Origin of the sequence: Streptomyces cellostaticus, assembly GCF_001513965.1 — a bacterium.
Taxonomy (GTDB): Bacteria; Actinomycetota; Actinomycetes; order Streptomycetales; family Streptomycetaceae; genus Streptomyces; species Streptomyces cellostaticus.
In genome coordinates this window covers 170,686-194,125 of record NZ_KQ948022.1, presented here as the reverse complement: position 1 = coordinate 194,125, position 23,440 = coordinate 170,686, and the positions used below count along the sequence as shown (strand labels likewise).

Genomic DNA, 23,440 nt, shown 5'->3' with positions numbered 1-23,440 from the left:
CGGGGTCGTAGCCAGGCCGGATGCGGCCCGGCAGGGGACATCCCCGGCATGCAGGCCGTCGGCCCTGCGCCAGCCCGGACCGAGCCCATCCCGCCGGGACACCCCCCACCCGAGCCCAACTCCTCTGGGCGCCCGGCACGAAGCACCGAGGCGCTGGCCATCGCCGGGGGTGTCCTGGCAGGGCGACGGCCGGGCAGGCGGGATCGTAGCCGGGGCGGGTGTGGACGTCCTCGGCGTGCGGGTCGTCGGGGCCTGCGGCACGCTACAGAGAGGCCCTGCCAAGGGACAGCGTGTGCCCGTGCTCCTGCCGTCCGAGCGAGGCAGGTGGATTCAGGAGTGATGCGACATGCCCTACGACCCCGCTCCCGCGTCGCCTGCTCCGCAGGTGAGGTCCTGGCCCGTCGATGACCTGCCTGGTCTGGAGCCCGACCCCTTTCTGGACGAACTGCTCCGCGACGAGCCGATCACCCGGATCAAGCTGCCGTACGGCTCCGGGCACGCCTGGCTGGTCACCCGCTACGAGGACGTCCGCTTCGTCACCTCCGATCCGCGCTTCTCCCGCGAAGAGGTCGTCGGACGCTCGGTGACCAGCATGGTGCCGCAGGCCGTGGCGTCGGAGACGGCGGGCCTGCAGTACATCGACCCGCCCCATCACACCCGGCTGCGCAGGGTCGTGGCCCGGGCGTTCACGGGAAGAAGCATGCAGAGGCTGCGCCCGCTGGCGGAGCGCACCGCCCACCAGATGCTCGACGGCATGGAGCAGGCCGGCCCTCCGGGTGACCTGATGGAGCATCTGCACACCCCGTTTCCGATCGCTGTCGTCTGCTACTTCCTCGGTGCGGACGAAGACGACTGGCGCAGTTGGGCCGGGAACTCCGAGGCCCTGCTGTCCAAGGCCCCGAAGGGGAACGAACGCAACCGGGCGGCGCGCGAGGTGACACAGCACCGCGTCCGCGACCTCCTGCGGCGGCGGCGCGACGAGCCCCGGGACGACCTGGCGGGAGTGCTGGCGGAGGCCGCCGCGGCGGGTGAGATCACCGACGACGAGGCGCTCTCGCTCGCCATGGCCATCTACGTCAGCGGCGGTCACGCGGTACGCAACAACAGCGGCTCCATGATGTACGCACTGCTGACCCATCCGGAGCAACTCGGGCGGCTGCGCCGCGATCCCGGGCTGTTGCCGAGGGCCGTGGAGGAGCTGTACCGCTACGTGCCGCACCGCAACGGGGTCGGGATCCCCCGCATCGCGACCGAGGACGTGGAGATCGGCGGCCAGCTCATCCGGAAGGGCGAGGTGGTGTACAACGCGTATGTCGCCGCGAACCGTGATCCCGCGGTCTTCCCCGACCCCGACGCCCTGGACTTCAGCCGGGACGGTGCCGGGCATCTCGCCTTCGGACACGGTCCTCACTTCTGCCTGGCGGCCCTGATGGCCCGGATGGAGGCCGAGGTCATCATCAAGGCCGTGCTCGACCGCTTCCCCGGTATCCGGCTCGCCGTACCCGCCGAAGAGGTCGAGTTCCAGCGTGAGGGACTCATCCGCGGGCCGCGGTCCCTGCCGGTCACCTGGTGACGCGGAAACGGTCAGGGCCCTCGGCCGGTCAACCGGCCACCGCCCGCAGGTACGAGCCGAGCCGGGCGACGGCCGACGGATTGCGGGGGCTCTCGACCAGGTCGGCGTAGTCGAGGACGAAGATCCGCCGGTGCTTGACGGCGGAAACGTTACGCAAAGGGGCGTACGACAGCAGGAACTTCCGCTTCCGCTCGGCGCTGACGTCGCCGTAGTCGCAGATCACGATGACGTCCGGGTCCCGCTTGACGACGCTCTCCCAGCCGACGGTGGTCCAGGAGTCGGCGACGTCGTGCATGACGTTGACGCCGCCGGCCCGGCCGATGATCTGGTCCGGGGCGGCGTAGCGGCCGGAGGTGAAGGGCTGGTCCTGGCCGCTGTCGTAGAGGAAGACCTTGGGGCGGTCGGCGCCCTTGGGTGCCGTCGCCCGGACGGCGGCGATCCGCTGTCTGAAACCGGCGATGAGCGCGGCCGCCCGCTTCTCGACGCCGAACAGCCGGCCCAGGTTGGTGAGGTCGGTGTAGAGGGCGTCGAGCGGTGGCATGATGCCGCGCGACGACTTCGTACGGGCGTTGTGGCAGGACTCGGTGAGGATGTACGAGGGGATGCCGAGCTTCTTCAGGGCGTCCGGGGTGAAGCCGGCGTCCTCGCGGAAGCCGTAGTTCCAGCCGGCGAAGACGAGGTCGGCACGGGCGTCGAGGACGTTCTCCTTGGTGAGCTGGTCCTTGGACAGCCACTTCACCTTCTCGTAGCCGTCCTTCCAGGGGACGTGGGTGAGATCGCCCTTGTCGTCGGGCATGGCGAATCCGGCCATGCGGTCCTCCAGGCCGAGGGCGAACATCAGCTCGGTGATGCCGACGTCGTTGGTGACCACGCGCTCGGGGACCTTGTCGTAGGTCACCTTGCGGCCGCAGTTGGTGAGGGTGACCGCGGAGGACTTCTTCGCGTCGGTGGACTGCTCGACCGTGGCGCCGCAGCCGGTCGCGGTGAGGGTGGCGGCCAGACACAGGGCGGCCGACAGGAGTCTGCGCATGAGGGTCCTCAGGGGAGAAGGTCGAAGAGAAGCTGGACAGCGCCCGTCCCGGGGTGTCGCACGGGATGGGCGCGCACCCCGAACACCTCGGCCAGCAGGGCGGGTTGAAGGACGTCGTGGGGTGGGCCCGAGGCGACGACCCGGCCGCCGTCGATGACGTACAGCAGGCCGCAGTGGGCCGCGGCCAGGTTGAGGTCGTGCAGGGCGGCCAGCACCGTGAGACCGCTGGCGCGGACCAGGGACAGGACGTCCAGCTGATGGGCGATGTCGAGGTGGTTGGTGGGTTCGTCCAGGACGAGCACCCGCGGTTGCTGGGCGAGCGCACGGGCGATGAGCACGCGCTGCTTCTCGCCGCCGGACAGGGCGAGGAATCCGCGCTCTGCGAGGTGTGCGACGCCCGTGCGCGCCATGGCGTCCGCGCAGACAGCACGGTCGTGAGCCGCCGTACGGCCCCGGTGCGGCAGCCGTCCCATCGCCACCACCTCGGCGACGGTGAAGTCGAACTCGGCCGACGACTCCTGCGGCAGCGCGGCCAGCGACCGGGCGGCGGCCCGGGGATCCAGGGCGTGTACGTCGTCCCCGTCGAGCCGTACGGCTCCCCCGGCCGGCCGCAGCGCCCGGTACACACAGCGCAGGAGCGTCGACTTGCCGCTGCCGTTGGGGCCGACGAGTCCGACGAACGTGCCGCTGTCCACGGTCAGCCGGATGTCCTCGACCAACCGGGTCTTGGCGGCCTCGACCGTCACGCCTTCGATGTCGAGCCTCATCGTCAGCGGCCTCCGAACGCATATCCGCCGCGCCGCATCAGCAGCAGGAAGGCGGGGACTCCGACCACCGCGGTGATCACTCCGACGGGCAGTTCGGCGGGCGCGAGCAGGAGCCGGGACAGGACGTCCGCCCACACCAGCAGTACCGCCCCGGCGAGCGGCGCCACCGCGAGCACGCGCCGGTGGTCGGCGCCGACCAGCATCCGTACGACGTGCGGCACCATCAGCCCGACGAATCCGACGGCCCCGCTGACCGCGACCACGGTTCCGGTCACGGCGGCGGTCACCAGGAACAAGTCCCGGCGCAGCCGGGCCGGTCGGACACCGAGGGCCGAGGACGTCTCGTCGCCCATGGCGAGCGCGTTGAGCGGCTCGGCCCGCAGCCGCAGCCACACCCACCCGGCCGCCACGGTCACCGCGACGAGCGGCACCTGCGCCCAGGTGGCGCCGCCCAGGCTGCCCAGCAGCCACATCATCGCCGAACGGGCCGCTTCTCCCCGGGCGGCCCCGAACACCATCACCGTGGTGACGGCCTCGAAGCCGTACGCCAGCGCTGTCCCGGTCAGGATCAGCCGCAGCGGGGTGAGGCCGTGGGGCGAGCGGGCGACGGCGTACACCAGCGCCATCGCCGCGAGCGCCGACGCGAAGGCCGACACCGACAGCGCCCACACCCCCAGTGAGGCGAACGCCCCGAGCAGGATGACCGCGTTGGCGCCGACCGCCGCGCCCGAGGAGATGCCCAGCACGAACGGATCGGCCAGCGCGTTGCGGACCATGGCCTGCACCGCCACGCCGACGGCCGCGAGCCCCGCCCCGACGACGGCGCCCAGCACGACACGGGGCAGCCGGATCTCCCACACGATGGTGTAGGCGGCGACGTCATCCGCGTGCACCGTCCCGCCGGTCAGCCCCGCCCACAGATACCACAGGACCTCCGCCCAGCCGAGTCCGGCGGCGCCGAGACCCACTCCGCCCAGGAGGGAGGCAAGCAGCAGGAAGCTCAGCCCGAGCAGTACGGGCAGCAGGGGTGTCCGGCTGGGGGTGGCACGTCGGCGCACGGTCGGGGCGGTCCTTCGCCTCGGGCCGCCTGCGGAACAGCGCGGCAGGAGACAGCCCGTACGGCCGTGCCGGCCGCGCGGTCCCCCCTCGCAGTCCACGGCGAGCAGTCAACGGGTCGCACCACCCACGGGCGATCGGGCTCGCGCGAGGGACCACGGGTCTCCGCGCACACCGTTGCGGGTCAGCGCCGGACTCTCACCGGACTTCCCCCGCGGGAGGCAAGGGGAGCCTAACAGAGCCCACTTGGCCCGCTGACCTGCCGTTGCCGCTCAGGCGGCCGGGAGTGTGTTCACCGCCCGGTCGAACGCCGAGTCGCGCCTTTTGGCGAACTCCTCCTTCGTGAAGACCGGTTCGGTCAGTTGCGGCGGGATGCCCGTACCGTCGAAGGTGCGGCCGGTGCGGGTCAGGAACTCCTCGTTGGGCAGGCCGAAAAGCATGCCGTTGGGGAGGTAGCGCACCATCACGTCCGAGAAGACGCCCTGCGTGGGCTGTCCGATGCGGACGGTCCGGCCGGGCCGGTCCATGAGCGCCTGGGTGAAGGTCTCGCCCGCGCTCACCGTCGAGCCGCCGGTGAGCACGGCGACGGGTCCGGTGTAGCGGGGCGCATCGGCCGGAACGACCCGTACAGGCTCGGGGCGGGTGTGCCGGGCCGGGTCGGCCGGATCGTTGCGGGCCCGCTTGGAGTAGGCGAGGTAGGGGGTGTCGGTCAGCCGTTCGGCGATGCGGATGCCCAGGGCGTCGGAGCCGCCGCCGTTGATGCGCAGGTCGATGACCAGCCCCTTCAGGCGGTCGATCCGCTCCGGCGTCAGGACCGTGTTCAGTGCCCGGTCCAGTTCCGCCTGCAGGGCACTGTACGGGGCGCCGTCGCCGGCGTATCCGCCGAAGCCGGAGATCCGCAGATAGCCCTGACCGCCCGGCAGATCGGCGTAGGTGATCCGGCCCTTGGCGAAGTCCTGTCGGTAGGGGGCGTCCTTGAGGTCGCGTGCCACGATGAACTTCTTGACCTTGGCGTCCAGTTTCTCGCCCGGGACCTCCGTGCCGGGCCGGACCTCGTAGAAGGTGCGGTTGCCGTCCCGGACGGCGACGTGGGCGTCGTACAACGGCCGCAGCATCCGGCTGAAGATCTCGAAGAGCTCCTCCCTGGTGGTGTCCTGGTGCACCTGCGGCCGGTACCGGTCTCGTACGGCGTGCCAGTCGACGCCCTTCGCGGCGAAGAACGGGTAGTTCTCCTCGAAAGTCTGCCAGAGGACGTCGAAGGAGGTACGGGGGTCGTCCGGCAGCGCACGGGTGCAGTCGGCGGGCAGGGCCGCGAGCCGGCGCAGCGTGCGGTGGCCCACCGAGCCGTCCGCGGAGAGCGTGGCGTGGTTCTGGTCGTGCACGGTCCGTACGGTCAAGGTGGTGCCGTCCGCCGTCAGGTACGTCCCGGGGCCGGTCTGCTGTGAGGTGTCGCCCTTGACGCAGCCGACCGACGTCGTCTGGTACTCCTGGAGGGCTCCCCCGCCCAGGGTGAGGACGGTGCCGTAGCCGTCCATCCGCCACACCCCGTCGGCGCTCGGCGGGCTCGGCTGCGCCGCTCCTGCGGCCGGGACGGCGGCCCCCATGAGGGTGAGGGCGACGGCGGTGGTCGTGACGATGCGCACGGTCTTGTCCTTCCGGTGCGTGCTGGTGGATCACCACCGTGACCGATGGCTCCTGGTCTGCACCATCCGGTGAGCCGGTCCATCGGAGGTCGGGACAACCCCCGTGTCGTCACGCCCTCCTGCGCATCGTGCACCGGCCTCAGGCGGAGCGTTCCGCCAGGCCCTCCAGGACGGCCACCGCCCGGTCGGCGTGCTCGTGGCGCACGAAGAGGTGGTCGTGATGGAACCCGGCGACGACGTTGCAGCTCAGGCCGGCGTCGGCGAGTTCCCGCGAGACCGCGGCGGTCAGCCCCACCGCCTCCAGCGCCGAGTGGACCCGCAGGGTGATCCAGCCCGCCACGTAGTCGTACGCCATCCCCGCCGCGTCCGCCTCCTCCAGCGGCGCCACCACGGTCAGGCCTTCCTGCTCGGCGACCGTCACCACCGGGGTCACCCCGGAAGGCACGCCGCCCTCGACGGTGGTGAACACATAACGGCCCGGATTGAGCTCCGGACGCATACCGCTCAGCAGCTTCTGCAGATCACTCTCACCAGTCATGATCACCACGTTACGGGAGAGGGGCTCAGCCCTGTTCGAAGTGGCTGGGCCTGGTGTCGCGATGGACCAGACGGCCCAGCCGGGCGGCCCGGGCGCGGGGCAGGAGGGTCCAGGTGCCGTCGGGCCGGCGCAGGGCGGCCGAGTGCCAGGGGGTGGTCCAGGCGTCCGGCGCGTCGAGCAGGCGGATGCCGAACTTGGGGGCGCCGGCCGGCTGGGGATGGATGGACAGGCGCACGGCACGCGGGTGGTGCTCGGCGACCAGGGCGCCCCAGGCGCGGCTGCGCTGGATGACGCCGTAGGCGCGTTCACGACACTCGCGTTGGAGGGCGGAACGAGTACCGGGAAAGTCCGCGGTGTCCTCGACGAGGAAGCGGGTGATGCCCCGGTAGAGGGCGAGGGTGGGGTCGTCGGACCTGACCTGGGCGCGCAGGGCCGCCACCGGCGGGGCGTACCGGTCGTGGACACGGGCGCGTTTCGCGTCGTGCGCCAGAGCGCCGAAGATGTCGCGCAGGTCGAAGACGGACAGTCTGCTGAGAGCCAAGTCGCCGATGAGTGCGCGCAGTTCGTCGGAGTAGGCGTCGATGTGCCGGTCGGGGACGCGGATGAGATCGCCGAAGACATGGCCGTCGGAGCAGATGACCACCCGGGCACCGGGCGGGTAGATCCGCTCGATCTCGGTGCACAGCGTGTTCAGGAAGCGCAGGGACAGGCGCTCCGCCTGGTCGGGCAGCCGGCCCAGCACCTTGGCCGGGTTGGGCGACTTGCAGGGGAACCCGGGCAGGGTGAACTCGACGGGTGCGCCGTCGCGTACGAAGGCGGCGATCCGGCGCTGCTGGTGCCAGAACGCCTCCGCGGGGGCGGGAGCGTGGTCGGTCGTGCGGTGGTACGGCAGCAGCAGGCGCAGGATCGCGGTGCTGATGCGCGTGGGATGGGCGGTGGTCAGCAGCATGTCGTTCCTCCGGAGGGCATGAGGGCATGGCGCCGTGGCGTGGGGTGGCCAGGCGCCGTCGGGCAGGTGCAGGGCGGGAAGCCGGAGCCGGGCCTGATGGTGGTGGGGCCCGGTCAGCGGGACGCGGGTGTCAGAGCCGTCGGTCGTAGCCGACGGGCAGCTGGTTCGTGCCGCGGCCGAGGACGGCCGGGATCCACTCGATGTCCTCGTCCGCAATGGCCAGGTGGAGGCCGGGCAGCCTGGCGAGGAGGGTGCCGAGGGCGATCTGGAGTTCGGCGCGGGCGAGTGCGGCGCCGGGGCAGAAGTGGATGCCGTGGCCGAAGGCGAGGTGGGGGTTCGGGGTGCGGTCGAGGTCGAGGGTGTCGGGGTCGGGGAAGCGGACCGGGTCGCGGTTCGCGGCGCACAGGGAGACGATCACCGAGTCGCCGGCCGGGACCCCGGTGCCGTGCAGATCGCTGTCCTTGTCGAAGAACCGCCAGGTCGTCAGCTCGAAGGCACTGTCGTAGCGCAGGAGTTCCTCCACCGCGCGGGGCAGGAGGTCCGGGTCGTCGCGCAGGCGGGCCAGCTGCTCCGGGTTGCGGAACAGAGCGATCAGGGCCGTCGTGATCTGGTTCGTCACCGGCTCCTGGCCGGCCACCAGGAGCTGGAAGATCATCGAGTCCAGCTCCTCCTGCGCCAGTTCGCGACGGTCACGGGCCACGACCAGACGGCTGAGCAGGTCGTCGTCCCAGTGGTGCCGCTTGTGCGCGACGACGTCCGCTATGTAGCTCTGCAGCCCGTGCAGCCGGGCCTCGTAGAGCGGGCGGCCGGGGTCGGTGGGGCCGACCGGCTGGACGACCTTGCCCCAGTCGCGGTCGAACCGGTCCGCCAGCTCCGGTGGCAGGCCGATTACTTCGGCGAGGACCTGGAAGGGGAAGCGGGCGGCGAAGCCGGAGACGAGGTCCGCGGGTCCGGTCTCGGGGAGCGCGTCGACGGCAGCGTCGGCCAGTTCCTGGAAACGGGGCCGGAGCTGCTCGATGCGGCGCGGGGTGAACGCGTCGGTGACGAAGCGCCGCATACGGGTGTGGACCGGCGGGTCCTGGTGGAGGAGGTGGGCCTGGAGCTGGGAGTGCTGCGGCTCGGGCATGATCGAGGCGCGGGCCCGCCACCGGTCGTTGCCGCGGTCGTGGTTCTTGCCGAGGCGGTCGTCGTTCAGCGCCGCGTGCGCGGCGTCGTAGCCGGTGACCAGCCAGGCCTGTACGCCGCTCGGGAAGAGGACACGGTGGACCGGGCCGGCCTCGCGCATCCGCTCGTACAGGGGGTAGGGGTTGCTCTTGTACGGGCACCCCATCAGCGGGACCGGATCGGGGAGTGTGGTCATGGGGGCTCCTCAGAGGGCGAGTTCGGGACGGTGGTGGTCCAGCCACAGGGCGAGGTCGACGACGCGTTCGAGGCGCAGCCGGTGACCCCACTCCAGCCGGTCGGGCGGGGTGTCGAGGCAGGGCTTGATGCGGGTCTCGTCGGCCAGGGCGCGGACCTGCTCGACAGACAGGGCGTCGCGGGCCATCTGCTGGAGGCCGCGGTTGTAGTCGGGGTGGTGGGTGGCCGGGTAGTGGTTCTTGGGGCGGTACAGCACCGAGTGCGGGGCGAGGTCCGCTCCCGCGGCGCGCAGCAGGCTCTTCTCCCGGCCGTCGTGGCTCTTCAGGGCCCAGGGCGTGGCGAAGGCGTACTCGACCAGCCGGTGGTCGCAGTACGGCACCCGCACCTCGAGCCCCTGGGCCATGCTCAACCGGTCCTTGCGGTGCAGGAGTTGGCGCAGCCAGCGGGTCAGGGACAGGTGCTGGAGCTCGCGCTGCCGGTGCTCGACGGGGGTCTCGCCGTCCAGGTGGGGCACGGCGGCCAGGGCGGTGCGGTAGGTGTCGTCGCGGAACTCGCCGATGCACAGGTCGAGTTCGGGGTTCAGCGGCATCGCGGCCTCGTCGCCCGTCACCAGCAGCCAGGGGAAGGTGTCGGCGGCCAGCGCCTTGGGGCTGTGGAACCAGGGGTAGCCGCCGAAGACCTCGTCGGCGGCCTCGCCGGACAGGGCGACGGTGGAGTGCCGGCGGATCTCGCCGAAGAGCAGGTAGAGCGAGGTGTCCATGTCGCCGACGCCGATGGGCGAGTCCCGGGCGACGACGACCGCCTTGCGGTGCCCGGGGTCGAGGAGCGCGCGCGGGTCGAGGACGACCGTGCTGTGGTCGGTGCCGATGAAGGCGCCGGCCTCGATGGCGTACGGGGTGTCGTGGCCGGTGCGCAGGACGTCGCCGGTGAAGTGCTCGGCCTGGTCGCTGTAGTCGACGGCGTAGGAACGGATCCGCGCCTCGGGTCCCTCGCGCAGGCGGAGTTCGTCCGCGAGCAGGGCGGTCAGGACGGTGGAGTCGAGGCCGCCGGAGAGCAGGCTGCACAGCGGGACGTCGGCCTCCAGCTGGTTGCGGGCGGCCGAGCCGACCAGGTCACGGATCCGCTCGACGGTCGTGTCCCGGTCGTCGGCGTGGGGCGCGGCCTCCAGTTGCCAGTAGCGGCGCTCGCGGATGCCGTCCCGGTCCAGGACGAGCACTCCGCCGGGCTCGACCTCCCGTACGCCGGACCACACCGTCGGCCCGGTGTTGAACAGCAGGCTGTACGCCTCCCGCAGCCCGTCGGCGTCCACCCGGGGCCGTATCTCCGGGTGGGCGAACAGCGCCTTCGGCTCGGAGGCGAAGGCCAGGCCTCCGTCGACGGCGGCCCAGAACAGGGGCTTGACGCCGAGCCGGTCCCGGACCAGCAGCAGCCGCTGCTCGCGTTCGTCCCAGACGGCGAAGGCGAACATGCCCTCCAGGTGCTCGGCGACCGCCTCGCCCCATTCGGCGTACGCGCGCAGCACCACCTCGGTGTCGCTGCGGGTGCGGAAGACATGCCCTCGGCCGCGCAACTCGGCGCGGAGCCGGTGGTGGTTGTAGACCTCGCCGCTGTAACTGAGCACGAGGGCCGGCTCCTCGGGCCGGTCGGTCATCGGCTGTGCGCCGCCTTCGAGGTCGATGACGGCCAGCCGGCGGTGGCCGATCGCGGCGCGCTCGCCGAGCCAGAGGCCCGCCGCGTCGGGGCCGCGCGGGGCGAGGGTGGCGGTCATGGCCTCGAGGACCGGGGTCTGGGTGCGGGCGTCGCTGTGGAAGGACACCCAGCCGGTGATTCCGCACATGGGAACGGCTCCTGGGTCAGGGGGAGACGGGGTCGGTGGTCTGCTCGGGCACGGCGGCGGGCCACCGGCCGGACAGGGCGAGCAGGGGGACGGCGAGACAGGCCGCGCCGGCGGCCAGGCACAGCCCGGCCCGCACACCGGCGAGGGACCAGGCGGCGGTGGCCAGCGCGGGGCCGAGGGTGAAGCCGAGGCTGCGGGCGAGCTGCACCGTGGAGGCGACGGTGGCCGTCCGGTCCGGCGGCGCGGCGCCCATGACCAGGGCCTGGGCCGGTCCGCCGTGCAGGCCCATGCCGAGGCCGGCCAGTGCCAGCCGCCAGGCCACCTGCGCCGGTGACCAGCCGTCGCCGAGGGGCACGAGCAGCAGCAGGCCGGCCGCGGTGACGGCGGCTCCGGTCACGGCCGTGGGCCGGGGGCCGTACCGGTCGGCGAGGCGCCCGCCGAGCGGCCCGGCCAGGCCCATGGCGAGCGGGAAGGCGAGGACGGTGAAGCCGGTCGTCGTGGCGCTGACGTGGTCGTCGCGTTGCAGGTGCAGGGCGACGGCGAAGTGCGTCGCGGCGAATCCGGTCGCCAGCGCCAGCACGGCGCCCTGCGCCCCGAGCAATCCCGAGGCCCGCAGCACGCCGGCCACCGGGCGGCCGCCCGGGCCGCGCAGCCACCACCACAGCGGCGGTACGGCGGCGACCGCGAGCACCAGCCACGCCGGGGCGTCGGCCGCCGAGGTCAGCGACAGCAGGAGCACCGCCACACCGCAGGCGAGAAGCAGCGCGTCCCACGACGACCGCCGGTCGGGCAGGCGCAGAGCCCCGTCGCGTGGCATCGCCCGCCACGCCACCACGAACGCGAGCACACAGAACGGGACCTTGACCAGGAACACGGAGTGCCAGCCGAAGTGGTCCAGCAGCAGACCGCCCACGGCCGGCCCGGCGACCGCGCCGAGCGGGCCCAGGGTCGCGGGTACGCTCATCGCCCGCCCGCGCGCCTGAGGGCGTACCGAACGGATCGCGAGGACCGGCATCAGGACGAACAGCGCGGCGGCGAAGGCGCCCTGGGCCAGCCGGGCGGCGATCAGCCAGGCCGCCCAGGGCGCGAGGGCCGCGAGCGCGCTGCACAGGCCGAATCCCGCGGTCGCGGCCAGCACGGCCGGGCGCGTCCCCGCGCCGTCCAGCCAACGGCCGACCGGCAACAGCAGTGCCACCACCGGGAGTTGGTAGCCCAGCACGGCCCATTGGGCGGTCGACGCGGATACCCGCAGGCCCTCGGCGATGTCCGCGAGGGCCACGTTGACGATGTTCATGTCGAGCATCGCCACGAACGACAGCAGGCCCGCCAGTCCCACCAGCAGCCAGCGGTCCTCACCTCCGGGTATGTCGCCGGGCTGTTCCGAGCCGGACCCCTGCTGCGTCACTCTTGCGCCCCTCGTCGTCGTGCGTGGACTGCCGGTCGGCAGCCCCGTCCCACAAGTCGGGAGAAGGGACCGTTGAGTTCCCGTCCGCCGCCGGGTCCCGGTGGTCGAAGGCGATCAGCGGGTCCCCGGTGAGGGGGTGGTCCACCACGGCCGCCCGTACGCCGAAGACCTGGGCCATCAGCGCCGGGGTGAGGACGTCGCGGGGCGGGCCGGAGGCGACCACGGCTCCGGCGTGCAGCACATGCAGCCGGTCGCACACGGAGGCGGCCGCGTTGAGGTCGTGCAGCGACACCAGGGTCGTACGCCGGTGGGCGCGCAGCAGGGCCAGCAGCTCGACCTGGTGGCGGATGTCGAGATGGTTGGTCGGCTCGTCCAGCACCAGCACATCGGGGTCCTGGGCGAACGCGCGGGCCAGCAGCACCCGTTGGCGTTCGCCGCCGGACAGGGCCGTGAACCGGCGTCCGGCGTGCTCCGCCATGCCGACGTCGGCCAGTGCCCGTGCGACGGTGTCCCGGTCGGTGGCGTCCTCCCCGGCGAAGGCCCGCTTGTAGGGCGTACGGCCCATGGCGACGACCTCGCGCACGCTCAGCTCGAAGTCACTGCCGCGCTCCTGCGGCAGGGCCGCCACGTGCCGAGCCGACCGGACGGGGGTCAGGTCGCGCAGATCGGTGCCGGCGAGCAGCACGCGCCCGGCGGTGGGCCTGAGGTGCCGGTAGACCGTGCGCAGGAGCGTCGACTTGCCGCTGCCGTTCGGCCCGACCAGGCCCGTGATCTCGCCCTGTTCGGCGATGAGGCGGGCCCCGGCCACGACCGTACGGCCCGCGTAGGCGACGTGCAGGTCCTCGATGTCGATCCTCAACTTCCGCTCCCCAGACGCCGGTCCAGCAGATACAGCAGGGCGGGCGCCCCGAGCAGCGACGTCACCACGCCGACCGGCAGCTCCTGGGTGTCCATCGCCGTACGGCAGACGACGTCGACCACCACCAGCAGCAGGGCGCCGCACAGCGCGGAGACGGGCAGCAGACGGCGGTGGTCGCCGCCGACGAGCAGGCGGCACACGTGCGGCACCATCAGCGCGACGAAGGCGATCGCACCCGAGACCGCGACCAGGACGCCGGTCAGCACGCTGGTCACCGTGAACAGCTCGCGGCGCAGCCGGCCGACATCGATACCGAGCCCGGCCGCCGTCTCATCGCCCATCAGCAGGGCGTTCAGCCCCCGGGCGCGCGCCTGGAGCCACAGCAGGGCCGCCGGCACGGTCACCGCCGGCACGACGAGCAGTTGCCAGTTCGCCCCGCCGAGGCTGCCCATCAGCCAGAACAGCACGCTGTGCGTCTGCTGCTCGTCTCCGGCCCGCAACACCAGGTAGCTGGTGAAGCCGGACAGGAACTGGCCGATCGCCACCCCGGCCAGCACCAGCCTGAGCGGCGCGAATCCGCCACCGCGCCGGGCCACCGCCCACACCAGCGCGAAGGTGGCGAGCGCTCCGGCGAAGGCCGCGCCGGACAGGCCGAGGCCCAGTGTCCCGCCCGCGCCGATGCCGAGCACGAGCGCGGCGACCGCGCCGAGGGAGGCGCCGTTGGAGATGCCGAGCAGGTAGGGGTCGGCCAGCGGGTTGCGCACCAGGGCCTGCACGGCCGTGCCGACCAGGCCGAGGCCCGCGCCGACCAGTGCCGCCAACAGGGCCCGGGGCACGCGCAGCTGCCACACGATGAGGTCGTCCGTGCCCGGTCGTGGCGCCTGGCCGGACAGCCGTCGCCCCACCACGCTCCACACCTCGGCGGGCGGGATGGAGGTCGAGCCCCAGGCGACGGCCGCGGTCAGAGCGGCCAGCAGGCCCCCGGCCAGGACCAGCGCGAGGGGCACCACGGGAAGAGTCCGCGCCTGTGCTGGAGGGCGGCGGGACGCGGTCGGTGTGGACAGCACCGTCAGCCGACCTTCCCGGGATGAAGGGCCTTGGCGATCGCCTCGACCGTGTCGGCGTTCTCCACCCCGGCGATGGTGGTCTGCTCCGAGCCGACGCGTACGAAGTGGCCCTGCTTCACCGCTTTCAGGCCCTTGGTGGCCGGGTTGGACTTCAGCCAGTCCTCCGCTGCGTCGAAAGCCTTCCGGTTCGCTGCGTCGCTGCCCCGGTTGCGCACCCCGAGCTGGATCCAGTCCGGGTTCCTGGCGATCACGTCCTCCCAGCCGACCTGCTTGAAGTCGCCGTCGCAGTCGGCGAAGACGTTGCGGGCACCGGCGAGGCCGATCACGGCGTTGGCGATCTGCCGGTTGCAGGTGACGGTGGGCTGCTTGGTGCCGGCGTCGTAGTCGAAGAAGAAGTACGTCGGCCGGGCGCCGTTCGCGGTGGAGCCGACCGCCTTTCGGACGGCGGCCACCTTCTCCCTCATCCCGGCGACGATTTCCTTCGCCCGGGCGCTCGTCCCGGTGACGGCGCCGAGGGAGGTGATGTCGGTCTCGACCGCGGACAGATCAGTGACCGGTCCCTTGCCCTGCGCCGCGCAGGCGGTGGACTTGAGGTAGACGTGCTTGATCCCGGCCGCCTTGAACTCCTCCTCGCTCGGCGCGTCGCCCATCCCCGAGCCGCCCATGGCACCCATGGCGGCGAAGGTGTCGAGGTACAGGTCGGCGCCGGAGCCGAGGAGTTTCTCCTTGGGGATGACACTCCGGCCGAGGACCTGCACCTTCTGCGCCTGTGCGTCGAGGCCGCCGGGGAGCGTGCCCTTGCCGGGCGGGAAGCCGGTGCCGATCACCCGGTCCCCCGCGCCGAGGCGCAGCAACAGCTCCAGGCCGGAGGCGTTGCTGGTGACGATCTTCTTCGGAGCGGCGGAGAAAGTCGTCCTCGCGCCCGTGCAGTCGGACACCGTCACGGGATAGGCGCCGTCGTGGGCCGCCGTCCCCGCGCTCTCGTCCGCCGTGCCCTTCCCGCCGCCGCAGCCCGCCGTCAGCAGGCCGCCCAGCACGAGGGCCGCGGTGCCGCCCCACCCACGAAAACGCATCGAAAGTCTCCAGGTTCCACTCGGTACGCGGGTGAACGTCCGTCACCCGGTCCAGTAGTCGGGGTGAACCTGCTGTGAGTTCCCGCCGAGTCGGCGCGGACGAGGGTGCCGGTGCCTGCCGCCGGGCACCGGCACCCTTCGCCGTCGGCTCAGGCCGCCGCCACGGCGACGGGTACGTCCTGCCTCACTGCATCGAGGGCGTGGGAGGTGCCCCCATCGGCCAGCAGGTCCATCAGGGTGGCGCGGGCCCGCGCGACCCGGGAGCGGACCGTGCCGACCGGACAGCCGCTGGCCGCGGCCGCCTCCGCGTACGGCAGGCCGGCCAGCTGGGTGAGGACGAACGCCTCACGGCGCTCGTCGGGCAGCGCGGCCAGCAGGTCCAGCAGGGCGATGCCCTCGTCGAAGCCCGGCAGGTCGCTCGGCTGGGCCCGTTCCACGGCCAGCTGCCAGTCCGGGATGTCGGACAGCCGGGGCCGGGCGGCGGCGTACCGGTAGCTGTCGATGACGGCCCGGCGTGCGATGGACAGCAGCCAGGCACGTGCCGAGGAACGGCCCTCGAAGCGGTGCAGACTGCCGAGCGCGCGCAGGAACGTGTCCTGGGCCAGGTCGTCCACGGCCTGGGGGTCGGCGCACAGATGGGCGACGTAGCGCTGGACGTCGCGGTGCAGCGCGCGCACGAAGTGCTCCACCGCGCGGGCGTCGCCGCCCCGGGCCGCCAGGGCCCACGCGGTGATCGACTCGTCGGTCGACACCGGTCGGTCGCAGGGGGCGCTGGGTTCGCGCGAGGTGGGCAGGGCAGGAGTGATCACCTGGTGTCCTTCTCGGGTCATCCGGGATCCGGACCGCGGGCAGGGTCGAGCGCCGGCGGTCCGGTGAGAGGGGAGTCGGCCCTACGGCGCTCAGGCGCGGGTGCGGCTTGTGAGCGGGCGCACGGCCGAGGCCCAGGGCGCATGGGGCGGCCCCGGGGTACCGGCTGTCGTCAGGCGACAGCGACCCCGGCGGGCGGACCCCGCGAGATGATCGAGTGGACGAGGAGAAGAAGCCGTGGCGCCCGGTGCGAGCGACGGCGGCGGACCCGCAGACCGGGACGGACCGGTGTGACGGGCAGGGCGAGCAGCAGCCGCAGCGGCGCCGCCAGCCGGGCGCCCACGGCCCGCAGGATGCGGAACGCGGCCCTCTCGCCGTACGCGAGCCACAGGCCGCACAGCAGCGCGGCGAGCAGGTGGGCGGCGAGCATGCCGAACGACGACGAGCCGCCGCCCATCGAGTGCCCCATGTGCGCCATGTGGTCCATATGACCCGTGCCGCCCGTGCCCATGGAGCCCATGTCCATGGAGTCCATCGGCATCGACCCCATGTCCATGGAGGCCGTGCCGCCGGAGGCCGACTGGGCGAGCGAGAACGCCTCGTGCAGCACCGTCTGGGCGACGACCACGACCGTCACGATCAGGGGCAGCCCGCGCTCGCGGCCCGCCAGCGACCAGCCGGCGACACCGGTCACGGCCATGCCTGCGGCCAGCGCCCACCAGGGCACGTGCCGACCGGACATCATGACGTGGCCCAGGGCGGCGAGCAGCACGCATACGGCCGCGAACACCGCGGCCCGTACCGTGCGAGAACACCACCCTGCTGTCATGGCGTCCCATCCTCGCATCCGGGTCTTCGTCGTCACGCCTCGGTACGGACTTTGCCCCGCCCCGCGACTCAACCGACGCCATGTGATTCAGAACACACCAAGTGGCGGGAACTGGCGACGCGTTCGCGCCGACGTCTGTCCTGCAGGCGGTCGCTTCGGCAGTCGTGCTCAGTCGAGCCGCGTGCTCGGACGGATCACCACCGCGAGCGCCTTGACCGGCCCGCTGCGCTCGAAGTGCAGCATGAACGGCACGAGGTCGCCGGCCTGCCAGCGGGCGCCGGCCCGCAGGTTCACGTCCAGGCCGTGCGGCGCCATGGACACCACGCGGCCCGCCGGGACGACGGCAGAGTCCACGTCGGCCTTGGCGGCGGCTCCTGAGCCGGTGCTGCGGTGCCGGCTGAGCGTGATCTCACCGTCTGCGCGGGAGGACGTGACCTTCACCAGCCGGTCGTCCGCGCCGCCCGCGTTGGAGATGTCGAAGAACGCGGCCGTCTCCGTGCTGTCGCCGTACGGCAGCAGGACCCGCGCGTTCGCGACGGTGATCCGGGCCGGGCTGCCCGCCTGTCCGGCGTCGGCCCAGGCCGTCAGGCCGCCCAGGGCGAGGCTGCATGCGGCGACGGGGGCGAGCGCCGCGAGGAGGGCGTCGGTCAGCCGACGCCGGGTGGGGCGCCAGATGCTCTGCTCGGTCATCGGGTGCGCCTCCCGGCGGGCGACGGCTGCCAGCTGCGCAGCCGCAGGCTGTTGCCGACCACCAGCAGCGAACTGGCCGACATCGCCGCCGCGGCGACCATCGGGGTGAGCAGACCCACCAGGGCGAGCGGCACGGTCACCAGGTTGTAGCCGAAGGCCCACGCCAGATTGGCGCGGATCGTGCCCAGCGTGCGCCGGGCGAGTCTGACCGCGTCCGCGAGGGCCTCGATGTCCCCGCGCACCAGCGTCACGTCGGCCGCCCCGATGGCGGCGTCCGTGCCGCCGCCCATGGCGATGCCGAGGTCGGCGCCGGCCAGCGCGGCGGCGTCGTTCACGCCGTCGCCGATGACCGCGACCCGGTGGCCCCGCTGCTGGAGGTCGCGTACCAGGGCCGCCTTGTCCTCGGGTGTGCAGCGGGCGTGCACCTCGTCGATGCCCAGTTCCGCGGCGACCGCCCGTGCGGGTGCCTCGCGGTCGCCGGTGGCGAGTACCGGCCGCACGCCGAGGCGCCGCAGCCGGTCCACGGCCCGGTAGGCCCCGGGGCGTACGACGTCGCCGACCTCGATCAGGGCCTCGGCCACACCGTCGACCCGGACCAGGACCGGCGTGTGCGCGGCCGCCTCCGCCACGGGCAGCGCATCGGCCAGCGCCCCGGGCAACGCGTCGTCGGGGGCGAGGACTTCGACCAGGCGGCCCTCGACCCGGCCCCGGACACCCCGGCCCGGCTGCGCACGGAAGTCACGCACGGCAGGCAGGGCCCGCTCCTGATGTGCGGCGATCGCCCGGCCGAGGGGATGTTCCGAGCCCTGCTCCACCGCCGCGGCCAGCCGCAGCACCGCGTCCTTCCCGAGCCCGCCGGGCAGGGCGGTGACCCGGGTGACACTCATGTGTCCGGAGGTGAGGGTGCCGGTCTTGTCCAGCACGACGGTGTCGAGGTGGCGAAGCCCCTCCAGGGCCTGCGGGCCGCTGACGAGGACGCCCAGTTGGGCCCCGCGGCCGGTGGCGGCCAGCAGCGCGGTCGGGGTCGCCAGACCCAGCGCACAGGGGCACGCCACCACCAAGGCGGCCACTGCGGCCGTGACGGCCGCCTGCGCATCGGCGCCCGCGCCGAGCCAGAACCCGAGCGTGGTGACGGCCAGTGCCAGCACGACTGGTACGAAGACACCTGCGACCGAGTCGGCCAGCCGCTGTGCCCTCGCCTTGCCCGCCTGTGCCTCGGTCACCAGCCGGGTGATCCGCGCGAGCCGGGTGTCGGCTCCCACGGCCGTGGCCCGTACGAGCAGCAGTCCGCCGGCGTTGACGGCCCCGCCGGGCACCGTGTCGCCCGGCCCGGCTTCGACCGGCTCGCTCTCCCCGGTCACCAGGGACAGATCCACCGCGGACCTGCCCTCCACCACCTCGCCGTCGGTGGCGACCCGCTCCCCGGGCCGTACGACGAAGACCTGGCCGACCGCCAACTCACTGATCGGAATGAGCCGTTCGCGGTCGCCGTCGCGTACCGCCACCTCCTTGAGGGCGAGTTCGGCCAGCGACCGCAGCGCGTCCCCGGTCCCGCGCCGGGCCCGCGTCTCCAGGAACCGGCCGGCCAGCACGAACAGCGGTACACCGACGGCCGCTTCGAGATAGAGGTGCGCGGCACCGCCGGAGGCGGCGGGCAGCAGCGTGAACGGCATCCGCATCCCGGGGTCCCCGGCACCGCCGAGGAACAGCGCGTACGCCGACCAGGAGAAGGAGGCGAGCACGCCGAGCGAGACGAGGGTGTCCATGGTCGCCGCCGAGTGCCGCAGTCCGCGCGCCGCCCGCTCGTGGAAGGGCCAGGCCCCCCACACGGCCACCGGAGCGGCCAGGGCGAAGCACAGCCACTGCCAGTCGCGGAACTGCAGGGCCGGCACCATCGACAACACGAGCACGGGCAGCGCGAGCAGCGTGGTGACCAGCAGCCGGTCATGCTCCCGCCGTGCGTCTCCGGCCGCGTCGCCGCCCTCCTGCCCCGCTTTCCCGGCCGCTTCGCCGCTCTCCGGTGCCCGCTCCTCGGGCGGCTCGGGGATCGCGGCCGTGTACCCGGCCTTCTCGACGGTCGTGACGAGTTCTTCGGGGCTGATCCCCGGCGGGTGGCTCACCCGGGCCCGCCCGGTGGCCAGGTTGACGACCGCGGTCACCCCGTCCAGCCTGCCGAGCTTCTTCTCGACCCGCTGCACGCAGGCCGCGCAGGTCATGCCGCCCACGGTCAGGTCGGTGGTCACCAGGGCCACTTCGGCTTCCGTGCCCATCAGTGACCTCCCCCGTGCATGTCCCCCATGTCGTCCGCGCCTGCGCCGTCGCCGCCGCGGCCGGTGCCGTGCATGCCGGGCGCGACGGGTCCGGCCGCGGCGCCGACGGCGTACGACAGCGTGAACAGCAGGGCCAGCAGCACCAGGAACCCGCACAGGGCGGGCGGGGGCACCGCTCGGCGCAGGACCGCACCCGCGCCGGAGGGAGACTGCCGGGACTCGCTCATCAAGGGCTTCTCCAGATCACGTCGTACGGCGTCCCCGGGTTGGGGCCGTAGCGCTTCAGGAGTCGGGCCGTCGACGGGCCGAGTTCCGGAACGGGGATATGGCACGCGTCACGCGGGGCCCAGCGGGGCCGACGGGCCGTCAGGGCTGCGCTGTCACAGACCGGCGAGACTGCTCCCGGCGTCCCGGTCGCCGACCGCCCCGCCCTCGGGGACGTCGGCGGGGTCATGGCCGGGTACGGCCGACAGCCGCGGCAGCAGGCAGGCCCAGAACTCCACCACGCGCTCCTTCGACAGCCAGTCGCGGTCCCGGCTGCCGAGCGCCTCGAAGCCGACCGTCGCGGCCACCACGGCCACGGCCACCCCGTCGGGCGAGACGCCGTCCGCCAGTTCCCCCGTCCGCTGCGCCTGGCCGACCACTTCGCGCACCCAGCCGTGCCACCGGTCCAGCACCGTGGCCCCGCCGTCCCGGGAGAGGTCACCGCCCAGCGCGAAACCGGCGCGCACGACCGGGTCGGTCGCGAACGCGACGACGAGATGGCGGATGGCGGCCACGAGCACCCCGAGCGCGCTGCCGTCCGAGGACCGGCAGCGCTCGGCCAGTTCCTCGACCCTGCGCGCCGCCACGCTCTCGATCTCGCCCGCGAGGGCGTCCTTGCTCGGGAAGTGGAAGTGCAGGGCGCCGGCGCTCACCCCGGCCCGTCTGCTGATCGCGGGCAGGGACGCACCGGCGTATCCGTCGTGGGCGAAGGCCTCCGCCGCCGCGAGGACGAGGGCCTGTCGTGTGCGAGCCGCCCGGACCTGCTTGACCATGACGCCCTCCTCCTGGACCTGCGCGATGCGGACCCGGTTCCCTCAGCCCGGATAACCACCTGGCCAGTATGTTTACTTGGCTTCGGAGCGGCAAGACCTGACGGTGCGCCAGGGGGCAAAAACGCCGAGGGACGGCACTTGGGAACTACCAAACCGCTTCCCTGGTTTGAGTGGCGGGCGTGAGGGTGCCCGTAAGACCACGTGAACGCCGGGGAAAGCGGAAGTCCGCAGCCCTCGACGGGCTGCGGACTTCCGGCGGCACACCGTCCGGCGCTCAGGACGCCGACGGACGCAGCACCACGGGCAGTGACCGGTACCCGTTCAGCATGAAGGTCGGAAGCGGTGCCAACTCCTCGGGTGCGCAGGCCAGTTGCACATCCGGGAACAGCTCGAAGAGCCGGGAGAGGGCGGAGGCGGCCTCGATCTCGCCGAGCGGTGCGCCGAGGCAGCGGTGCGCGCCGTGGCCGAAGCCGAGGACGTCGCGGTCGGTGGTGCGCAGCAGATCGAAGCGGTCCGCGTCCGGCCCGTGCCGGTCGGTCTCGTGGCCGCCCGCCGCGAAGTTGACGAGGATGCAGTCGCCCTTACGGATGCGCACCCCGTCGAGGTCGATGTCCTCCACCGCGAACCGCATCGGCGCGTACGCACCGGGCGTGTGCACCCGCATAGTCTCGGCTATCACGTCCGGCCAGCCGGCCCGGCCCGCGCGCAGGTGCGCCAGTTGCCCGGGGTGGGTCAGCAGCGCGCCGGCCGCGTTGGTGATGAGGGTGGCGGTGGTGTCCTGGCCGGCGGCGATGAACATGAACAGGGAGCCGAGCAGTTCGTCCTCGGTGAGGCGGTCGCCGTGGTCCCGGGCAGCGATCAGCGAGCTGGTGAGGTCGTCACCCGGTCGCTCCCGCTTGGCCTTCACCAGTGCGGCGAGCAGCCCGAAGGCCTCCAGCCGCGCGGCCTCCATCTCCTTGCCGGTGACGGTGGAGCTGAACACCGTGCTCAACGCCACGGACAGGGCGTTCGTCTCGGCGCCCTGGGGCACGCCGAACAGCTCACAGATGACCCGTAGCGGCAGCACCTCCGCGTACGCGGTGCGCAGGTCGACCTGCGTACCGGGAGCGAGGGCGGCGAGCGTGCCCAGCAGTTCGGCCGACAGCTCCTCCACCCGGGGACGCAGCTCCTCGGAGCGCCGCGCGGTGAACGCCCCGGCCACCAGCCGGCGCAGCCTGGTGTGATGCTCCCCGTAGGCGAACAGCATGTTCTCGTTGGCCACCCACGGGTAGAGCGGCCACTCCTCGGTGATCTTTCCCTCGATGAACGGCGGCCAGTGCAGCCGGGCGCTGCGCGAGACACGCGGGTCGATCAGCAGCCGCTCCACGTACTCCTGCTGTACGACGGCCCAGGCGAGTACCCCTCCGGGCAGCTCCACGCGGACCGCGGGGCCTTGGGCGCGCAGCATCGCGACCTCCCCCATGTGGTCCTGGCCCATCAGGTCCAAGGCGTACGGGCAGGCGGTCTTTTCCATCGGTGTGCTCCCTGGGTCGGTCCTGCATCACGTTGTTGTGTCGCGACGTGCCCATGGCAGCGATGTCTGCTCCCCCGCACCCGGGATGCTGCGTCCGTGGCCCTGTGAGGCTTCTCGCTCAGCCGGCGGCCGGAGCCTCCTCCGATTCCCGGATCAGCTCCATGGCCTCTTCGTATACCCGTCTGCCGCGGTCCAGTGACATGTCCAGGCGCATCAGCACCGCGGGGACCGCGATGCTGGTCATCAGGTGCCGGTAGAGATCGACCACTCGCTCCATCAGGTCCGCGTGGTCATTCATGATCTTGGACAGCACCTGGGCCCCGGTGAACGCGGCGACGAACGCCTTCGCCGCGGCCTCCACGTCGACCTGGGGCAGCAGCTCCCCGTTCGCCTTCGCCCGTTCGAGCAGGTGGGTGTTGTGGTCGACCCAGGAGGCCATCGGCACCCGCCGGTCCAGCCCGTCCTGCGGTGAACCCTGGTCCACGGTCAGCCGGATGCTGCCGCACACCAAGGGGTCGCCCGAGCCGAGCAGATGAGCCAGGAGGAACCCGCCGTCGAGCCCTTCCTGGAGCACCAGTTCCCGCGGCGGCGAGGCCGGCACGGAATTCAGCTGCTCGGCCAGCACCGCCTGGGCGAGCTGTTCCTTGGAGGCGAAGTGGAAATAGAGGGCACCCTTGGTGACGTTCGCCCGCTGGAGGATCTCCGAGATGGTCGCCGCCTCGTAGCCGACGTCGGCGAAGACGTCGGCGGCCGCCACCAGGATGGTGCGCCTTGTCCTGATCGCTCGTTCCTGCAAGGCCACGGCACATCCTCCGCACTGGCTTCACGGGCCCGTCGGCAGCAAAAAGAAACCGACAGGTACGTATCCTGCCACCCCGCAAGAAGGCCTTTCAAGCATGCACGTGTCCCCTCCTCACCTTGCACGCAGCAACCGCGGGCCGTCGCTGTCCTCAGAATAAAACCTGTCAGCCGGTATCTCAACATCCGAGCGGTACTAGCACCCGCGTCGCCGCAGTTCAGGGGCATTGAGAGAAACTTGGCTTGATAAGCAAACCGGGAGGTCCGTATCTTCTGACACTACGCATCTCACCCTTCCGGATCTGCGACCACTGGAGCGGGTCATGACCCTTCTGACATC

21 protein-coding genes are annotated in these 23,440 nt (G+C 72.5%); 1 reads left to right on the top strand and 20 read right to left on the bottom strand.

The window, feature by feature from the left end; translation table 11 throughout:
* The first annotated feature begins 346 nt into the window (after window positions 1-346).
* Entirely contained in the window at window positions 347-1,573 is a 1,227-nt protein-coding gene (locus tag AQI88_RS17605) for a cytochrome P450 (RefSeq protein WP_066999635.1), read from the top strand.
* A 28-nt stretch (window positions 1,574-1,601) separates the two neighbouring features.
* Here AQI88_RS17605 and AQI88_RS17600 read toward each other — a convergent pair whose 3' ends face one another.
* The 20 genes from AQI88_RS17600 to AQI88_RS17505 form a co-directional block, all read right to left on the bottom strand.
* Complete coding sequence (locus AQI88_RS17600) at window positions 1,602-2,603, bottom strand: ABC transporter substrate-binding protein (protein ID WP_066999633.1); 1,002 nt, start codon at window positions 2,601-2,603, stop codon at window positions 1,602-1,604.
* Window positions 2,604-2,611: 8 nt separating this feature from the next.
* Window positions 2,612-3,370, bottom strand: coding sequence for an ABC transporter ATP-binding protein (locus AQI88_RS17595; protein ID WP_066999630.1), 759 nt, complete (start codon window positions 3,368-3,370; stop codon window positions 2,612-2,614).
* Window positions 3,371-3,372: 2 nt separating this feature from the next.
* Entirely contained in the window at window positions 3,373-4,428 is a 1,056-nt protein-coding gene (locus AQI88_RS17590; RefSeq protein ID WP_066999627.1) for a FecCD family ABC transporter permease, read from the bottom strand.
* 270 nt (window positions 4,429-4,698) lie between these two features.
* Window positions 4,699-6,069 (bottom strand): S41 family peptidase, encoded by a 1,371-nt coding sequence (locus AQI88_RS17585; RefSeq protein WP_066999625.1) that lies wholly within the window; start codon window positions 6,067-6,069, stop codon window positions 4,699-4,701.
* A 139-nt stretch (window positions 6,070-6,208) separates the two neighbouring features.
* Window positions 6,209-6,607 (bottom strand): ACT domain-containing protein, encoded by a 399-nt coding sequence (locus tag AQI88_RS17580; protein WP_067000055.1) that lies wholly within the window; start codon window positions 6,605-6,607, stop codon window positions 6,209-6,211.
* 25 nt (window positions 6,608-6,632) lie between these two features.
* A complete protein-coding gene (locus AQI88_RS17575; RefSeq protein WP_066999622.1) occupies window positions 6,633-7,556 on the bottom strand; it encodes an L-tyrosine/L-tryptophan isonitrile synthase family protein in 924 nt (307 codons plus the stop codon).
* 130 nt (window positions 7,557-7,686) lie between these two features.
* Window positions 7,687-8,916, bottom strand: a complete 1,230-nt coding sequence (locus tag AQI88_RS17570) for a cytochrome P450 family protein (RefSeq protein ID WP_066999619.1) — start codon at window positions 8,914-8,916, stop codon at window positions 7,687-7,689.
* A gap of 9 nt (window positions 8,917-8,925) precedes the next feature.
* Window positions 8,926-10,752 carry an asparagine synthase (glutamine-hydrolyzing) gene (gene asnB / locus AQI88_RS17565; protein WP_066999616.1) on the bottom strand — a complete coding sequence of 609 codons (1,827 nt, stop codon included), beginning with the start codon at window positions 10,750-10,752 and terminating at the stop codon, window positions 8,926-8,928.
* Window positions 10,753-10,768: 16 nt separating this feature from the next.
* Window positions 10,769-12,157, bottom strand: a complete 1,389-nt coding sequence (locus tag AQI88_RS17560; protein ID WP_066999613.1) for an MFS transporter — start codon at window positions 12,155-12,157, stop codon at window positions 10,769-10,771.
* On the bottom strand, window positions 12,105-13,016 hold the full coding sequence (locus AQI88_RS46670) for an ABC transporter ATP-binding protein (protein ID WP_244184188.1): 912 nt from the start codon (window positions 13,014-13,016) through the stop codon (window positions 12,105-12,107). The genes AQI88_RS17560 and AQI88_RS46670 overlap by 53 nt, the downstream gene beginning before the upstream one ends.
* Complete coding sequence (locus tag AQI88_RS17550) at window positions 13,013-14,083, bottom strand: FecCD family ABC transporter permease (RefSeq protein ID WP_398696786.1); 1,071 nt, start codon at window positions 14,081-14,083, stop codon at window positions 13,013-13,015. Before AQI88_RS17550 ends, AQI88_RS46670 begins: the two co-directional genes overlap by 4 nt.
* A gap of 2 nt (window positions 14,084-14,085) precedes the next feature.
* Window positions 14,086-15,156, bottom strand: a complete 1,071-nt coding sequence (locus AQI88_RS17545) for an ABC transporter substrate-binding protein (protein ID WP_208615817.1) — start codon at window positions 15,154-15,156, stop codon at window positions 14,086-14,088.
* Window positions 15,157-15,305: 149 nt separating this feature from the next.
* Window positions 15,306-15,965, bottom strand: coding sequence for a sigma-70 family RNA polymerase sigma factor (locus AQI88_RS17540; protein ID WP_066999611.1), 660 nt, complete (start codon window positions 15,963-15,965; stop codon window positions 15,306-15,308).
* Between the two features lie 170 nt (window positions 15,966-16,135).
* Window positions 16,136-16,792, bottom strand: coding sequence for a hypothetical protein (locus AQI88_RS17535; protein ID WP_066999608.1), 657 nt, complete (start codon window positions 16,790-16,792; stop codon window positions 16,136-16,138).
* A gap of 168 nt (window positions 16,793-16,960) precedes the next feature.
* The gene (locus AQI88_RS17530) at window positions 16,961-17,482 is read right to left on the bottom strand and encodes a copper chaperone PCu(A)C (protein WP_066999605.1); all 522 of its coding nucleotides are present in this window, start codon (window positions 17,480-17,482) and stop codon (window positions 16,961-16,963) included.
* Window positions 17,479-19,752, bottom strand: coding sequence for a heavy metal translocating P-type ATPase (locus AQI88_RS17525; protein ID WP_066999603.1), 2,274 nt, complete (start codon window positions 19,750-19,752; stop codon window positions 17,479-17,481). The genes AQI88_RS17530 and AQI88_RS17525 overlap by 4 nt, the downstream gene beginning before the upstream one ends.
* Window positions 19,752-19,979, bottom strand: a complete 228-nt coding sequence (locus AQI88_RS17520; protein WP_066999600.1) for a hypothetical protein — start codon at window positions 19,977-19,979, stop codon at window positions 19,752-19,754. Before AQI88_RS17520 ends, AQI88_RS17525 begins: the two co-directional genes overlap by 1 nt.
* Before the next feature lie 153 nt (window positions 19,980-20,132).
* Window positions 20,133-20,789, bottom strand: a complete 657-nt coding sequence (locus tag AQI88_RS17515) for a ScbR family autoregulator-binding transcription factor (RefSeq protein ID WP_066999597.1) — start codon at window positions 20,787-20,789, stop codon at window positions 20,133-20,135.
* 274 nt (window positions 20,790-21,063) lie between these two features.
* Window positions 21,064-22,302 carry a cytochrome P450 family protein gene (locus AQI88_RS17510; protein WP_066999593.1) on the bottom strand — a complete coding sequence of 413 codons (1,239 nt, stop codon included), beginning with the start codon at window positions 22,300-22,302 and terminating at the stop codon, window positions 21,064-21,066.
* A gap of 118 nt (window positions 22,303-22,420) precedes the next feature.
* Window positions 22,421-23,104 carry a ScbR family autoregulator-binding transcription factor gene (locus AQI88_RS17505; protein ID WP_066999590.1) on the bottom strand — a complete coding sequence of 228 codons (684 nt, stop codon included), beginning with the start codon at window positions 23,102-23,104 and terminating at the stop codon, window positions 22,421-22,423.
* Window positions 23,105-23,440 lie beyond the last annotated feature (336 nt).

Excerpts from the sequence above, each read along its gene's own strand:
- AQI88_RS17510 (WP_066999593.1), bottom strand. The coding sequence starts at position 22,302 with ATGGAAAAGACCGCCTGCCCGTACGCCTTGGACCTGATGGGCCAGGAC.
- AQI88_RS17530 (WP_066999605.1), bottom strand. The coding sequence starts at position 17,482 with ATGACCGAGCAGAGCATCTGGCGCCCCACCCGGCGTCGGCTGACCGAC.
- AQI88_RS17580 (WP_067000055.1), bottom strand. The coding sequence starts at position 6,607 with ATGACTGGTGAGAGTGATCTGCAGAAGCTGCTGAGCGGTATGCGTCCG.
- AQI88_RS17570 (WP_066999619.1), bottom strand. The coding sequence starts at position 8,916 with ATGACCACACTCCCCGATCCGGTCCCGCTGATGGGGTGCCCGTACAAG.
- AQI88_RS17575 (WP_066999622.1), bottom strand. The coding sequence starts at position 7,556 with ATGCTGCTGACCACCGCCCATCCCACGCGCATCAGCACCGCGATCCTG.
- AQI88_RS17515 (WP_066999597.1), bottom strand. The coding sequence starts at position 20,789 with ATGGTCAAGCAGGTCCGGGCGGCTCGCACACGACAGGCCCTCGTCCTC.
- AQI88_RS17600 (WP_066999633.1), bottom strand. The coding sequence starts at position 2,603 with ATGCGCAGACTCCTGTCGGCCGCCCTGTGTCTGGCCGCCACCCTCACC.
- AQI88_RS17525 (WP_066999603.1), bottom strand. The coding sequence starts at position 19,752 with ATGGGCACGGAAGCCGAAGTGGCCCTGGTGACCACCGACCTGACCGTG.
- AQI88_RS17535 (WP_066999608.1), bottom strand. The coding sequence starts at position 16,792 with ATGACAGCAGGGTGGTGTTCTCGCACGGTACGGGCCGCGGTGTTCGCG.
- AQI88_RS17595 (WP_066999630.1), bottom strand. The coding sequence starts at position 3,370 with ATGAGGCTCGACATCGAAGGCGTGACGGTCGAGGCCGCCAAGACCCGG.
- AQI88_RS17605 (WP_066999635.1), top strand. The coding sequence starts at position 347 with ATGCCCTACGACCCCGCTCCCGCGTCGCCTGCTCCGCAGGTGAGGTCC.
- AQI88_RS17520 (WP_066999600.1), bottom strand. The coding sequence starts at position 19,979 with ATGAGCGAGTCCCGGCAGTCTCCCTCCGGCGCGGGTGCGGTCCTGCGC.
- asnB (WP_066999616.1), bottom strand. The coding sequence starts at position 10,752 with ATGTGCGGAATCACCGGCTGGGTGTCCTTCCACAGCGACGCCCGCACC.
- AQI88_RS17545 (WP_208615817.1), bottom strand. The coding sequence starts at position 15,156 with ATGCGTTTTCGTGGGTGGGGCGGCACCGCGGCCCTCGTGCTGGGCGGC.